Annotated in this window: 16 protein-coding genes and 1 pseudogene; 12 read left to right on the forward strand and 5 right to left on the reverse strand. The window is 70.5% G+C overall.

What is annotated here, in order from left to right; translation table 11 throughout:
• The first annotated feature begins 86 nt into the window (after positions 1-86).
• The 4 genes from PH203_RS24480 (at position 87) to PH203_RS24495 (ending at position 4134) form a co-directional block, all read left to right on the forward strand.
• On the forward strand, positions 87-1085 hold the full coding sequence (locus PH203_RS24480) for an ABC transporter permease (RefSeq protein ID WP_289922637.1): 999 nt from the start codon (positions 87-89) through the stop codon (positions 1083-1085).
• The gene (locus PH203_RS24485) at positions 1082-2179 is read left to right on the forward strand and encodes an ABC transporter ATP-binding protein (RefSeq protein WP_289922638.1); all 1098 of its coding nucleotides are present in this window, start codon (positions 1082-1084) and stop codon (positions 2177-2179) included. The genes PH203_RS24480 and PH203_RS24485 overlap by 4 nt, the downstream gene beginning before the upstream one ends.
• 11 nt (positions 2180-2190) lie before the next feature.
• Positions 2191-3411 carry a dipeptide ABC transporter ATP-binding protein gene (locus PH203_RS24490; RefSeq protein WP_289922639.1) on the forward strand — a complete coding sequence of 407 codons (1221 nt, stop codon included), beginning with the start codon at positions 2191-2193 and terminating at the stop codon, positions 3409-3411.
• Between the two features lie 66 nt (positions 3412-3477).
• The gene (locus tag PH203_RS24495) at positions 3478-4134 is read left to right on the forward strand and encodes a trimeric intracellular cation channel family protein (protein ID WP_289922640.1); all 657 of its coding nucleotides are present in this window, start codon (positions 3478-3480) and stop codon (positions 4132-4134) included.
• On the opposite strand, the gene PH203_RS24500 is transcribed toward PH203_RS24495, so the two are convergent.
• Positions 4043-5305: an alpha/beta hydrolase-fold protein gene (locus tag PH203_RS24500; RefSeq protein WP_289922641.1), complete on the reverse strand. Its 1263-nt coding sequence runs from the start codon at positions 5303-5305 to the stop codon at positions 4043-4045. The two genes, PH203_RS24495 and PH203_RS24500, sit on opposite strands and share 92 nt — an antisense overlap.
• Positions 5306-5464: 159 nt before the next feature.
• Here PH203_RS24500 and PH203_RS24505 point away from each other — a divergent pair, with 159 nt between their 5' ends.
• Both PH203_RS24505 and PH203_RS24510 read left to right on the forward strand, forming a co-directional pair.
• On the forward strand, positions 5465-6316 hold the full coding sequence (locus PH203_RS24505; RefSeq protein ID WP_289922642.1) for a thioesterase family protein: 852 nt from the start codon (positions 5465-5467) through the stop codon (positions 6314-6316).
• A 19-nt stretch (positions 6317-6335) separates the two neighbouring features.
• A pseudogene (locus tag PH203_RS24510) lies at positions 6336-7252 on the forward strand (WYL domain-containing protein); the annotation flags it as partial.
• Between the two features lie 39 nt (positions 7253-7291).
• Here PH203_RS24510 and PH203_RS24515 read toward each other — a convergent pair.
• The gene (locus PH203_RS24515; protein ID WP_289922643.1) at positions 7292-7918 is read right to left on the reverse strand and encodes a TetR family transcriptional regulator; all 627 of its coding nucleotides are present in this window, start codon (positions 7916-7918) and stop codon (positions 7292-7294) included.
• 143 nt (positions 7919-8061) lie between these two features.
• Here PH203_RS24515 and PH203_RS24520 point away from each other — a divergent pair, with 143 nt between their 5' ends.
• The 4 genes from PH203_RS24520 (at position 8062) to PH203_RS24535 (ending at position 10336) form a co-directional block, all read left to right on the forward strand.
• Positions 8062-8226 (forward strand): hypothetical protein, encoded by a 165-nt coding sequence (locus tag PH203_RS24520; protein ID WP_289922644.1) that lies wholly within the window; start codon positions 8062-8064, stop codon positions 8224-8226.
• Between the two features lie 36 nt (positions 8227-8262).
• Positions 8263-8529, forward strand: coding sequence for a DUF4190 domain-containing protein (locus tag PH203_RS24525; protein ID WP_289922645.1), 267 nt, complete (start codon positions 8263-8265; stop codon positions 8527-8529).
• Between the two features lie 71 nt (positions 8530-8600).
• A complete protein-coding gene (locus PH203_RS24530) occupies positions 8601-9764 on the forward strand; it encodes a cysteine desulfurase family protein (protein ID WP_289922646.1) in 1164 nt (387 codons plus the stop codon).
• Positions 9764-10336, forward strand: coding sequence for a hypothetical protein (locus tag PH203_RS24535; protein ID WP_289922647.1), 573 nt, complete (start codon positions 9764-9766; stop codon positions 10334-10336). Before PH203_RS24530 ends, PH203_RS24535 begins: the two co-directional genes overlap by 1 nt.
• Before the next feature lie 38 nt (positions 10337-10374).
• On the opposite strand, the gene PH203_RS24540 is transcribed toward PH203_RS24535, so the two are convergent.
• On the reverse strand, positions 10375-11040 hold the full coding sequence (locus PH203_RS24540) for an N-acetylmuramoyl-L-alanine amidase (protein ID WP_289922648.1): 666 nt from the start codon (positions 11038-11040) through the stop codon (positions 10375-10377).
• Between the two features lie 60 nt (positions 11041-11100).
• Between PH203_RS24540 and mnmA the strand changes: the two genes are divergently transcribed.
• On the forward strand, positions 11101-12228 hold the full coding sequence (gene mnmA / locus PH203_RS24545) for a tRNA 2-thiouridine(34) synthase MnmA (protein ID WP_289922649.1): 1128 nt from the start codon (positions 11101-11103) through the stop codon (positions 12226-12228).
• 49 nt (positions 12229-12277) lie between these two features.
• Here the strand turns inward: mnmA and PH203_RS24550 are convergent, their stop codons facing one another.
• Both PH203_RS24550 and PH203_RS24555 read right to left on the reverse strand, forming a co-directional pair.
• Positions 12278-13060 carry an alpha/beta hydrolase gene (locus tag PH203_RS24550; protein WP_289922650.1) on the reverse strand — a complete coding sequence of 261 codons (783 nt, stop codon included), beginning with the start codon at positions 13058-13060 and terminating at the stop codon, positions 12278-12280.
• 29 nt (positions 13061-13089) lie between these two features.
• On the reverse strand, positions 13090-13416 hold the full coding sequence (locus PH203_RS24555) for a DUF427 domain-containing protein (protein ID WP_289922651.1): 327 nt from the start codon (positions 13414-13416) through the stop codon (positions 13090-13092).
• 51 nt (positions 13417-13467) lie between these two features.
• Between PH203_RS24555 and PH203_RS24560 the strand changes: the two genes are divergently transcribed.
• The gene (locus tag PH203_RS24560) at positions 13468-14007 is read left to right on the forward strand and encodes a TIGR00730 family Rossman fold protein (RefSeq protein ID WP_289922652.1); all 540 of its coding nucleotides are present in this window, start codon (positions 13468-13470) and stop codon (positions 14005-14007) included.
• The last annotated feature ends 16 nt before the right edge of the window (positions 14008-14023 follow it).

The raw sequence follows: 14023 nt of genomic DNA on the forward strand, positions 1-14023 counted from the left end.
CGAAAGGCAGGTGAAGGCCGGCGACGTGTGATCGCGGGCCACCGGAAGACCTCCGGTGGCCCGCGATCCGCGGCGGGCCGAGAGCTGTGCTCGCTTACCTCGTCAGGCGGCTGTTCGCCGCCGCAGTGATGCTCGTGGTCATCATCATGGTGGTCTTCGGCATCTTCTTCCTGGTCCCCAAGTGGGCCGGTGTCGACGTTGCCCTGAGCTTCGTGGGCAAGCAGGCCGACCCCGCCGCCGTCGAGGGCGTGCGGCAGAAGCTGGGACTGGGCGACCCGATCTACGCCCAGGTCTGGGAGTTCTTCAAGGGCATCTTCGCGGGCCGCACCTATGTGGGCGGTGGCGACACCGTGCACTGCTCCGCACCGTGCTTCGGTTACTCCTTCCGCAGCGAGCAGGCCGTCTGGCCGGTGCTGACCGACCGCTTCCCGGTGACCCTGGGTCTCGCTCTCGGTGCCGCCGTGCTGTGGCTGATCTTCGGTGTCGCCGCCGGTGTGCTCTCCGCGCTCAAGCGGGGCAGCCTCTGGGACCGCGGCGCGATGGTCGTCGCCCTCGCGGGTGTCTCCCTCCCGATCTACTTCACCGGTCTGCTGAGCCTCGCGATCTTCTCGTACGGGCTCGGCTGGATCGAGGGCGAGTACGTGCCCCTCGAGGACAGCTTCACCGGCTGGCTCGGCGGCATGATCCTGCCCTGGATCACCCTGGCGTTCCTCTACGCCGCGATGTACGCCCGGATCACCCGCGCCACCATGCTGGAGATCCTCGGCGAGGACTACATCCGCACCGCGCGCGCCAAGGGCCTCAGGGAACCGGTCGTCATCGGCAAGCACGCCATGCGCTCCACGATGACCCCCATCCTGACCATGCTCGGCATGGACCTCGGCGCCCTCATCGGCGGCGCGATCCTGACCGAGACCACGTTCAGCCTCCCCGGCCTCGGCCAGGCGGTGCTGAGCGGCATCAAGAACCAGGACCTGCCCATCATCCTGGGCGTCACCCTGATCACCTCCGTCGCTGTGCTGATCGCCAACCTCGTGGTGGACGTCCTGTACGCCGTGATCGACCCCCGAGTGAGGCTCGCATGACCGAACTCAGCAAGAGCGGAGCGGCCGTGGGCGAGCCCACCCCCGCCTCGCCCGCGCCGACCGCCTTCCTGGAAGTGCGCGACCTGAAGGTGCACTTCCCGACCGACGACGGTCTGGTCAAGTCCGTCGACGGGCTCTCCTTCAAGCTGGAGAAGGGCAAGACCCTCGGCATCGTGGGCGAGTCGGGCTCCGGCAAGTCGGTGACCTCGCTCGGCATCATGGGCCTGCACACCGCCGGCCAGTACGGCAAGCGCAAGGCGCAGATCTCCGGCGAGATCTGGCTGGACGGCACCGAGCTGCTGTCCGCCGACCCGGACCACGTCCGCAAGCTGCGCGGCCGCGAGATGGCGATGATCTTCCAGGACCCGCTGTCCGCGCTGCACCCGTACTACACGATCGGCCAGCAGATCGTGGAGGCGTACCGCATCCACCACAAGGTGGACAAGAAGACCGCCAAGCGCCGCGCGGTGGAGATGCTCGACCGGGTCGGCATCCCGCAGCCGGACAAGCGGGTGGACAACTACCCGCACGAGTTCTCCGGCGGTATGCGCCAGCGCGCGATGATCGCGATGTCGCTGGTCAACAACCCCGAACTGCTCATCGCCGACGAGCCGACGACCGCCCTGGACGTGACCGTCCAGGCGCAGATCCTCGACCTGATCCGGGATCTGCAGAAGGAGTTCGGCTCCGCGGTCATCATCATCACCCACGACCTGGGCGTCGTCGCCGAGCTCGCCGACGACATCCTGGTCATGTACGGCGGCCGCTGCGTCGAGCGCGGTCCCGCGGAGAAGGTGTTCTACGAGCCCAGGCACCCCTACACCTGGGGTCTGCTCGGCTCGATGCCGCGCCTGGACCGTGAGCAGCAGGAGCGTCTGATCCCGGTCAAGGGCTCCCCGCCCTCGCTGATCAACATCCCGTCCGGCTGCGCCTTCAACCCGCGCTGCCCGTACGCGGACATCCCGAAGGACGACGTCACCCGCACCGTCCGCCCCGAGCTGACCGAGGTGGGCAGCCAGCACTGGGCCGCCTGCCACATGTCGCAGGAGCAGCGGGAGCGTATCTGGATCGAAGAGATTGCGCCGAAGCTGTGAGCGAGGACAACGTGAGCATCCCTGCGCAGAGCGAAGGCACGGTGATCACCAAGGGCGACGCCGCCCCCGGCGAGACCCTGCTGAAGGTGACCGGGCTCCAGAAGCACTTCCCGATCAAGAAGGGCCTGCTCCAGCGGCAGGTCGGCGCGGTGCGTGCGGTCGACGGCATCGACTTCGAGGTCAAGTCCGGTGAGACCCTCGGTGTCGTGGGCGAGTCCGGCTGCGGCAAGTCGACGATGGGCCGGCTGATCACCCGGCTGCTCGAACCGACCGCCGGCACGGTCGAGTTCGAGGGCAAGGACATCACCCACCTCGGGGTGAGCGGCATGCGTCCGCTCCGCCGCGATGTGCAGATGATCTTCCAGGACCCGTACTCGTCGCTGAACCCGCGCCACACCATCGGCACGATCATCGGCGCCCCCTTCAAGCTCCAGGGCGTCACGCCGGAGGGCGGCATCAAGGCCGAGGTGCAGCGGCTGCTGTCGGTCGTGGGCCTCAACCCCGAGCACTACAACCGCTATCCGCACGAGTTCTCCGGCGGCCAGCGCCAGCGCATCGGCATCGCCCGCGCGCTGGCCCTGAACCCGAAGCTGGTCGTGGCCGACGAGCCGGTCTCCGCGCTCGACGTGTCGATCCAGGCCCAGGTCGTCAACCTGCTGGACGACCTCCAGCAGGAGCTCGGCCTGACGTACGTGATCATCGCGCACGACCTCTCGGTCGTCCGGCACGTCTCGGACCGGATCGCGGTCATGTACCTCGGCAAGATCGTCGAGCTGGCCGACCGCGACGCGCTGTACCGGGCGCCGATGCACCCGTACACCAAGGCGCTCATGTCGGCGGTGCCGATCCCGGACCCCAAGCGCAGGAACGCCAAGAGCGAGCGCATCCTGCTCAAGGGTGACGTCCCCTCGCCGATCTCTCCGCCCAGCGGCTGCCGCTTCCACACCCGGTGCTGGAAGGCCACGGAGATCTGCAAGACCACCGAGCCCGCGCTCATCGAGCTGAAGCCCGGTCAGCAGGTCGCCTGCCACCACCCCGAGAGCTTCGAGGACCAGGCACCGCAGGACACCGTGCTGCTGACGGTCGCCAAGGAGGCGGCCGAACTGGTCGCGGACGAGGTGCTGGCCGAGTCGGCGGAGACGTCGGCGGCGGTGGCGGCCGAGGTCGCCGCCGAGACGACCGAGGAGCCCGCGGACACGGAAGAGCCTGAGGCTCCTTCCAAGGAGAAGTAAGCACCGTCAGCGAGCCCCCGCCTTCATTTGCAAGGCGGGGGCTTTCTGCTGGGTGAGAATGTACGGGTGTTCCAGAACCTGTTCAGCCCGTCCGTCCAGCACACGCTCGACCTGATCGGCATCTTCGTCTTCGCGATCTCCGGCGCCCTGCTGGCCGTACGCAAGAACTTCGACCTCTTCGGCATCGCCGTCCTCGCCGAGGTCACGGCGCTCGGCGGTGGACTGTTCCGGGATCTGATCATCGGCGCCGTGCCCCCGGCGGCCTTCACGGACCTGGGGTACTTCATCACCCCCCTCCTCGCCGCCCTCCTGGTCTTCTTCCTCCACCCGCAGGTGGAGCGCATCCAGCTCGGCGTCAACGTCTTCGACGCGGCGGGCCTCGGCCTCTTCTGCGTCACCGGGACGACGAAGGCGTACGACTACGGGCTGGGCCTCACCCAGTCCGCGACCCTGGGCCTCGCCACCGCGGTCGGCGGCGGTGTGCTCCGGGACGTGCTGGCCAACGAGGTGCCGTCGCTGCTGCGCTGGGACCGCGATCTGTACGCGGTCCCGGCGATCGTCGGCGCCACCATGGTCGTCGTCTGCATCCGCTACGACGCCCTGACCCCCGTCACCAGCGGCCTCGCGGTGATCACGGCCTTCGTGCTGCGGTTGCTGGCGATGCGGTACCACTGGCGAGCTCCGCGGGCCTGGAACCGGCGCTCGACCGTGCGTGAGGAGTAGCGGCAGGAGTAGTGGCAGAGACAGTGCGAGGCACGCCTCCCGCGCCTGCCCGGCCGTGCAGCAGACCCATCTCCTCGGTCAGCCAGCGGAACGCCGGGACCACCTGCGGCTGCCAGAGGGCCATGTTGTGACCGCCCGCGCTCTTGGGGATGTAGACGACGTGCACGGTCGTCGGCGCCTTCGCGATCTGTTCGAGGCCCACGCCCGCCTCGTAGCCGTCTCCGGGCTGGCCGGACTCGTAGAGCGCGACGGCGGGCGGGGTGCGGGCGCCGCGCAGGAGCACGTAGGGGTTGTTGGCGCGGCGCAGGGCCGGGGTCTCGGCCGCCAGTGAATTGCGCTCGCCGATCGGGTCGTTGTAGCCGGACATGCTGACCGCGGCCCGGTAGCGGTCGGGGTGGGCGACGGCGAGCTTGGTCGCGCAGTGCCCGCCGGCCGAGTACCCGGCGACCGCCCAGCCCGCAGGTCCGGCCTGGGCGCGGAAGTTGTCGTCGACCATCTTCGGTACGTCGACGCTGAGCCAGGTGTCGGCGTTCACCGTGCCCGTGATGTTGGCGCAGCCGGTGTCCACGCCGGCCAGCAGGTTCATGCGCGGGGCGACCAGGATGAACGGCGCCACCTTGCCGCTCCGCATCAGCGGCCGCAGCTGGTTCGCCGCGTGCAGTGAGCCGAACCAGGCCTTGGCGGAGCCGGGGTAGCCCGAGAGCAGCTCCACCGCGGGGAACCTGTGGTGCCGGTAGGCGGGTTCGCCGTACTGCGGGGGCAGCCAGACGTAGACCTCGGCGTCCACGCCCGAGATCCGGCCCTTGAGCTGGGTCTCCCGCACGCCCCGCATGCCGGGCCCGGAGACGTCGGTGAAGTGCTGCCTGACCTTCGGCAGCCGTTTCAGCGCTATGCCGCCGGTGCCGTCGGCGCCCAGGTTCGCGGCCTGCTGGACATGGTCGCCGGTGCCGAGCAGGTCGGCCCAGTTGTCGTAGAGGTTGTTCTGGTTGTTGACCAGCACGAAGACGAGGGCGACGGCGGTCCCCTGGGCGAACACGACCATCAGCAGACGGGCGAGGGCACGCAGGGCTCTCGGTCCCCGCAGGCGTGACCACAGGGCGAGCGGGAGGACGACGGCGACGACGGACAGCACGATCAGCGTGTAGAGGAACGCGGTCCCGGTGAGGCTCATGCATCTGAGGAGGGCGGATCGGGCCGCCGGGTTTACGGACGAGTACGGACACTTACCAGGAAATTGGCCTGCTCTCACCCTGGGTGAGGGCTGTTGGGTGAGGACTGCGGGGTGAGGAAAAAGCTACCGCTTAGTAATCACCTGTTGTACCGTTCAGGCATGCCAGAAGCAGCTTCCGCCACGAAGGCCACCATCGGCGACAGCGAGTTCGACCGGGACACCGCGCTCACCCTCCGCGAGCCCGGCGTCTACGACATCGACCTCTCCGCCGGCTGGACGATCATCAGCGCCGTCAGCGGGGGCTACCTGCTGGCCGTCCTCGGCCGCGCCCTCGCGGACGCCCTCCCGCACGCGGATCCGTTCACCATCTCCGCGCACTACCTGACGGCGTCCCAGTCGGGCCCGGCGGTCGTCCGCACGGACGTGGTGAGGACCGGCCGCACCCTGTCGACCGGCCAGGCCTCCCTGCTCCAGTACGACGACCAGGGCAACGAGGTCGAACGCATCCGCGTCCTCGCCTCCTACGGCGACCTCGACTCCCTCCCGGACGACGTCCGTACGACGGCGAAGCCGCCCGCCTTCCCGCCGATGGACCAGTGCTTCGGCCCCGAAGACGGTCCTGCGCCCGTCGAGGGCAGCTCGGCCATCACCGAGCGCCTGATGCTCAAGCTGGACCCGTCCACCCTGGGCTGGGCCCTCGGCGCCCCCTCCGGCAAGGGCGAGATGCGCTCCTGGTTCGGCCTCGCCGACGGACGCGACGCCGACCCCCTCTCCCTGCTCCTCGCGGTGGACGCGCTGCCGCCCACCGCCTTCGAGCTCGGCATCAAGGGCTGGGTCCCCACGGTCGAACTGACCGTCCACATCCGCTGCCGCCCCGCCCCGGGCCCCCTCCGCGTCTCCATCACCACCCGCAACCTCGCGGGCGGCTTCCTGGAGGAGGACGCCGAGGTCTGGGACAGCACGGACCGACTGGTGGCCCAGTCGCGTCAGCTGGCCCGCGTCAGGATGTGAGAGGCTCCCGCCCCCGAGGCTCGCCGAGCGCCTTGAGGTGTCCGTGCGCGCGATCTACCGGGACATCGAGGCCCTCTCCGCCTCCGGCGTCCCTGTCTACGCCGGACGCGGGCGGAACGGCGGCATCGAACTGCTCGCCGGATTCCGCACGGACGTGACGGGACTGACCGCCGACGAGTCCCGCGCCCTGTTCATCCTGACCGCCCAGGGCGCGCATGCCGCTCTCGGTCTGGACACCGCCCCCGGCTCGGCGCTGCGCAAGGTGATGGCCGCGCTCCCGGCCCCGCACCGCCCGGCCGCCGAGGCGGCCTCGCAGCGCATCCTCGTCGACGCGACGCGCTGGAAGGGCGGCCCCCAAGTCGCCGTGGACCTGGACGTGTTGCAGGACGCCGTCTTCGCCGACCGCCGGCTGCGGCTGCGCTACCGGCACAGCGGACAGCCCGAGCCGTGGACGTACACCGTCGATCCGTACGGCCTGATCTCCGAGGCCGGCGTCTGGTACCTGGTCGCCGACCGGCGGGGCGGGCCGCATTCCGCGCGGACCGGGTGCGTTCGGCGACCGTCCTGGACGACACCGTGCGACGGCGGCCGGGCGTCGAACTCGCCGACGTCTGGGAGGCGTTGCGCCGGAAGGTCGAGGAACGTCACGGAGGGATCGACGTCGTCGTACGGGTCCGGCGCGACCGTCTCGACCTGTTCCTGCGGCTCAACGCGCCCTGGCTGGCCGAACTCCGCGAGGACGGCGGCGAGGGGGAGTGGGTGACGGCCAGGCTGTCGTACGGAGTTGTCGGCGAGGCCCGTCAACTCCTGCAGTTCTCCGACCGCGTCGAGGTGTTCTCCCCGCCGGAGGTGCGCGAGGAACTGGCCCGGGCGGCCGCTGCTGTCACGGGCCTGTACCAGGGAGCGGGCGAAGGGCAGGGGCGGCACTCCCGGTGAACGGGGGTGCCGCCCCTGTGTGTCGAGGCCGTGCCGCGCTCAGCGGAGCCAGTGGTCCCGGCCGATGCTGATGAGCCGCATCTGGCTGGTGGCGACCTGACGGATCCGCTCCCGGTCCTCCTCGGAGCCCTCCAGCGCCTCCAGGAACAGGGAGGCGGTGATGAGCATCTGGTCGACGTAGAGGTTCGCCAGCATCAGCAGGTCGTCCTCGCTCCAGCCCTCGGACTCCGGGTCCTTGGCGAGCTCCGCCTTCACCTCCACCGCGAACCGGGTCAGTTGGCCGCGGATGGCCTCGCGCACCGGCTGGACCCCGCCGTGCCGTTCGCGGGCGATGAAGCGGACGTGGGCCGGGTGGGTGGCGACGTGGTGGGCGGTCAACTCGACGGCGCGGGCTATGCGTTCCTCGGCGCTGCCGGCCGTGCCGACCGCCGTTCGGATCATCGGGTGCAGGCTGCCCAGCGCCTCCTCGACGAGGGAGACACCGAGGTCCGCGGTGGAACGGAAGTGCCGGTAGAAGGCGGTCGGGGCGACGCCGACGGCCCGAGTGACCTCGCGCAGGCCCAGACTGCTCAGGCTCTGCTCCTCCAGCAGTCCCAACGCGGCGTCGAGGAGCGCCTGTCGGGTCTTCTGCTTCTGGGCCTGCCGGATGCCGAGGGTGTGACTCATGTCATCAGTAAACAACTGTTCTCTGGAATTGAGAAGTCGTCGTACGCGCTAGACTCTGGAGTCAGTGAACAAGTGTTACTACAACTGTTCACTCAAACGTAACGAGAAGCACCACGCAAGCATCTCGGAGGGGGATCCGTCCCATGCTGTTCCTCGTCGCCGCACTCCTGCTCTTCGGCGCCGTCCTGGGCACCGTGGCCCACGCGCCGTTCACCTTCACCGCCGTCGCGACCGTCGTCGTGGCCGTCTGGCTCGGCATCTTCGCGCTCCGCGAGCGGCACGCCCGTCGCCACAGCTCGACCCACTGATCCACTCGACTCACTGATCCAGGGGAGACGATCACCATGCAGCTCACCGCACCGGCCTCCGGCCGCACCGCAGTCCGTGACGCCGACGGAATGGCCGTCGCGTCCTTCATCCTCGGCCTCATCGGCCTCATCGCGCTGAACATCTTCCTCGGCCCGATCGCCATCGTCCTGGCGTCGGTGGCCCTGTGGCGGGGCACCGCCCGTCGCGGCCGCGCCTTCCTGGGGCTCGGCCTGGGCGTCGCCGACCTCGTGGTGCTGGTGGCGTTCATGCAGATGGACAACACGGTGTCCTGGAGCTTCTAGCCAGGACCTCCCCGGACCTTCCCGGACCTTGAAACGAGGTCCATGGGCCGGGCCCGTAGAATCGGCTCACCATGGCTTACCTCGACCACGCCGCGACCACCCCGATGCTTCCCGAGGCAGTCGAGGCGCTCACCGAACAGCTGGCCGTCACCGGCAACGCCTCCTCCCTCCACGCATCCGGCCGCCGCGCCAGGCGCACCGTCGAGGAGGCCCGCGAGACCCTCGCCGAATCACTGGGCGCCCGCCCCAGCGAGGTCGTTCTCACCTCCGGTGGAACCGAGGCCGACAACCTCGCGGTGAAGGGCCTGTACTGGTCCCGCCGCGACGCCGACCCGGCCCGCATCCGAGTCCTGGCCAGCCCCGTCGAGCACCATGCCGTCCTCGACGCCGTGCACTGGCTCGCCGAGCACGAAGGCGCCACGGTCGAGTACCTCCCGGTCGACGCCTACGGCCGGGTCCACCCCGAGGCACTGCGCGAGGCCATCGCCCGCAACCCCGACGACGTCGCCGTCGCCACCGTGATGTGGGCCAACAACGAGATCGGCACGGTCATGCCGGTCCGCGAACTCGCCGACGCGGCCAGGGAGTTCGACGTCCCGCTGCACGCCGACGCGGTCCAGGCCTACGGCCAGGTCCCGGTCGACTTCGCCGCCTCCGGCCTCGCCGCGATGACCGTCTCCGGCCACAAGATCGGCGGCCCGTACGGCATCGGCGCCCTCCTCCTCGGCCGCGAGTACACCCCCGTCCCCGTTCTGCACGGCGGCGGCCAGGAACGCCATGTCCGCTCCGGCACCCTCGACGTCCCCGCCGTCGCCTCCTTCGCCGTCGCCGGCCGGCTCGCCGCCGAACAGCACGAATGGTTCGCCCGCGAGATCGGCGCCCTGCGCGACGAGCTGATCGAGGCGGTCCGTACGGCGGTCCCCGACGCGATCCTCGGCGGCGACCCGGTCGACCGGCTCCCGGCCAACGCCCACTTCACGTTCCCGGGCTGCGAGGGCGACTCCCTGCTGCTCCTCCTGGACGCCCAGGGCATCGAGTGCTCCACCGGCTCCGCCTGCACCGCCGGGGTCGCCCAGCCCAGCCATGTCCTCCTCGCCACCGGCACCGACCCGGACCTCGCCCGCGGCACCCTCCGCTTCTCCCTCGGCCACACCTCCACCGAGGCCGACGTGGAAGCCGTCGCCAAGGCGATCGGCCCGGCGGTGGAGCGGGCGCGGGCGGCAGGCCTGACGTAGTGCCCGCTTACACCCTCGACCACTGGGAGGACCGGTCCGGTCACCGGCTGACCTGGAGGTTTGGATACCGGGGCACGGTCGCGGAGTTCGGGCGGATCGAGGTGGTCTACCCGGCGAGACGGCTCGGCGAGCGCCATGTCACCGAGGCCGGGGGCGACTTCGTGCCCGCCGCCTCCTTCGTCGGCTGGGCCTACGGACGAAAGCCCTCGCTCCACCTGGCGAAGCTCAGCGTCGGCGGGGCCGGGGTCCGGCTCAGGCGCAACCGCTGGGCGCGGACCAGAGCCGGCCGGGCCCTGCGGATGGAGGTCTCCGGGCGGGAGTACCGCTACCTCGCGACCAGCGCACGGCACCGCGACCGCGCCCTGATCCGCGAGGGCGTGGAGATCCGGACCACCCGGCACGGCAGGGGCGCACGGAAGAAGGCCACGCTCACCGTCCTGGGACCGGCCGATGCCACGGACCTCGCCCTCGCCGCCGTGCTGTGCGGCGTCAACACCCGTAATCTCACCCGCGGTGGGGCCGTGCGGGCCTTCTTCCACCGGTCGCTGGACTGGCTGGAGATCTTCCAGTGACCGCCCTCGCGGTGCCGACCGCGGCGGTGCCGTGACGGTCAGGTCGATGCCGTCCGCGCCTGCCGTACGAGCTTCATGTACCGGTCCCAGTTCCAGTGCCTCCCGGGGTCGGTGTGGTCCGTCCCCGGCACCTCCACGTGCCCGATGATGTGCTCGCGGTCCACGGGTATGTCGTAGCGCGCGCAGATCCGGGCCGTGAGGCGCGCCGAGGCCTCGTACATCGCGTCGGTGAAGTCCTCGGGCCGGTCCACGAAGCCCTCGTGCTCGATGCCGACGCTGCGCTCGTTGTAGTCGCGGTTTCCCGCGTGGTACGCCACGTCGAGCTCGCGGATCATCTGGGCGACCCGGCCGTTCTGCCCGACGATGTAGTGCGCGGCCGCCTGGTGACCCGGGTCCTGGAAGGCCTTCACCGCGCTGTCGAAGCTGCCCTGGGTGACATGGATGATCACCATGTCTATGCCGTAGTCGTCGGGCCGGTCCGCGCGCCGCCAGTTCGCCTCGGAGGCCGCCACCCAGCGCGCGCTCGCATAGTCGACCTCGCCCTCCTTGCGCGGCTTCTCCACGCCGGGCGTACGCCACCACAGGCGCGCCAGCTCGTCCCGCGCCAGCACGCCGGTGCCCACCGCGGCCGCCGCCCCGCCCACGATGAGCGCCCGCCGGCCGATGCGCCGGTCGCCGTCCTCGGATGCTTTTCTCGCCCCCATGTGATCGTGAACGGATACTCGGCGCCTCCGGTTCCCGCGCCCCCGTACCCTGGAGGAGTTATGACTCACTCCACGCAGCGCCCCCTCCGTGTCCTCGCCGCCATGTCCGGCGGCGTGGACTCCGCCGTCGCCGCCGCCCGCGCCGCGGAAGCCGGCCATGACGTGACCGGCGTCCACCTCGCCCTCTCGGCGAACCCGCAATCGTTCCGCACGGGCGCGCGTGGCTGCTGCACCATCGAGGACTCCCGCGACGCCCGTCGCGCGGCGGACGTCATCGGCATCCCGTTCTACGTCTGGGACCTGGCCGACCGCTTCCGCGAGGACGTCGTCGAGGACTTCGTCGCCGAGTACGAGGCCGGCCGCACCCCCAACCCGTGCCTGCGCTGCAACGAGAAGATCAAGTTCGCCGCCCTGCTCGACAAGGCGCTCGCCCTGGGCTTCGACGCGGTCTGCACCGGCCACTACGCCCAGGTGATCGTCCGCGAGGACGGCACCCGTGAACTGCACCGCGCCTCCGACATGGCGAAGGACCAGTCGTACGTCCTCGGTGTCCTGGACGACAAGCAACTCGCGCACGCCCTGTTCCCGCTCGGCGACACGGTGACGACCAAGGACGAGATCCGCGCCGAGGCGGAGCGCCGGGGCCTTGCGGTGGCCAAGAAGCCCGACTCCCACGACATCTGCTTCATCGCCGACGGCGACACCCAGGGCTTCCTCGCGAACCGCCTCGGCAAGGCCGAGGGCGACATCGTCGACGAGTCCGGCACGAAGATCGGCACCCACGAGGGCGCGTACGGCTTCACCATCGGCCAGCGCAAGGGCCTGCGGATCGGCACCCCGGCCGCCGACGGCAAGCCGCGCTACGTCCTGGACATCTCCCCGGTGAACAACACGGTGACGGTAGGCCCGGCCGCGTCCCTGGACGTGACCGGGTTGACTGCGATCAAGCCCCGCTGGTGCGGCGCCGCCCCGACCGGACCCGGCACCTACACCGCCCAGCTCCGCGCCCACGGCGGCGAGACCGAGGTGACCGCGGAACTGGTCGACGGCGAGCTGCGAGTGTCCTTCACGGAGCCCGTCCGCGGCGTGGCCCCCGGCCAGGCGATCGTGCTGTACGACGGCACGCGCGTGGTCGGTTCGGCGACGATCGCGACGACCACGCGCGCGACGGCGGCCGCGACCGCCTGACGGCGCCTCAGGCTCCGGGCGTCCTGTCAGGCGCCCGTCGAGCGCCGCCCTAGAGGGCGAAGTACTCGGCGAGCAACGGGGCCAGGGCGCCCGGATCCACCATGTGGGTCTGACCCGCCAGACTCCGGTACGACCCTTTCGGCGCCGCTTCTGCGACCGCGCGGGTGGCCTCCTGGAGCCACCCGGGGCTTCCACCGCCCGCGACGGCCAGCACGGGCACGGTGACCGACGCCAGCCGGCCCCGGGGGAGGAGACCGTCGCCGAGGACGGTGTCGTCGTACGCCAGCGTCGGTGCGATCGCCTCCATGCCGGGCCACATGGGGGACCGGCGGGCGCCCTGGATCATCTCCTCGGGCATGCCGACGAGCCGCATGAACAGCTCGACCGCGTCCCCGCGCCGGCCCTCCGCGAGCGCCGCGGTCAGGTTCTCGGTGTACACGGCGCGCTCCTTCGCACCGCCCTCGGAGAAGTCGGCGAACGGCGTCTCGTAGACGGCGACTTTGCGGACCGGTAGCCCGCTCGCCGCCGCTTCGAGGACCAGCGCGCCGCCCGACGAGATGCCGTACAGGCACGCCTCACCGCCCGCCGCCCCGATCAGCGCGGCGAGGTCCTCGACCTCGCGCTCCACCGCGTAGGGAGCCGTGTCGCCGCTCTCCCCACGGCCCCGGCGGTCGTACACGAGGACCTTGAACCGGTCCGACAGGGGCACGGCCAGCGGGGCCACCGAGCCGCCCGCCGACAGTGCACCGCTCACGAGAATGACGGCGGGGCCCTGGCCGGTGCTCTCGTAGGCGATGGGGGTGCCGTCCCGGGAAAGGGTCTTCTTGTCCATGCCTGTGGAGACTCCCACGGGCCGTGGAACTAATCGGAGACCTCCACCTCGTAGAAGCAGAGGTGGTCCTTGATCTGCGCGACGTCGGGCTTGGGCTCGGGATAGGACCACACCAGATCGGCCGCGTCAGGGAGCGACCAGTAGGACGCGGTTCCCTTGAACGGGCAGTAGGTGTGGGTGTCGGACGGGGTCAGGAGGTCGAGGCGTACGTCCTCGGCGGGGAGGTAGTACCGGACGGGAGATCCCGTCTCCCTGAGGATCAGCGGTCGGGCGCTCTCCGCCAGGACCTGGTCGCCGTGCACCACGCGCACGTGCTGGTCGCCTTGCTCGATGGTGATCGTGTGTCCGTCTGCCATACCGGAAGAGCGCTCGCGGGCCCCGAGTTCTTCCCGCGTACGGTGAGCCCCATGAATATCTGCGTCTTCCTCTCCGCCGCCGACCTCGACGACCGCTACACGCGCCCCGCGCGGGAGTTCGCGGAACTGCTCGGCAAGGGCGGTCACACGCTGGTGTGGGGCGGCTCGGACGTCGGCCTGATGAAGGTCGTGGCGGACGGTGTGCACGAGGCGGGCGGCCGGCTCGTGGGCGTCTCCGTGGAGTTCCTCGCCGCCAAGGTCCGTCCCGGCGTCGACGAGATGGTGATCGCGAAGGACCTCGCCGAACGCAAGAAGCTGCTCCTGGAGAAGGCCGACGCCGTGGTGGTCATGGTGGGCGGTACCGGCACGCTCGACGAGGCGACGGAGATCCTGGAGCTGAAGAAGCACGGGCACACGGACAAGCCGGTGGTGCTGTTGAACACGGCGGGCTTCTACGACGGTCTGAAGCAGCAGTTCCGGCGGATGGAGGACGAGGGATTCCTGCCCGTCCCCCTCACCGACCTGGTGTTCTTCGCGGAGGAGCCGGTGGGGGCGCTGGCGTACCTGGAGGACGTGTACATCAGCGGCTGACGCCGCGGGCAGGGCA

This window comes from Streptomyces sp. S.PB5 (genome assembly GCF_030403745.1).
Classification (GTDB): domain Bacteria; phylum Actinomycetota; class Actinomycetes; order Streptomycetales; family Streptomycetaceae; genus Streptomyces.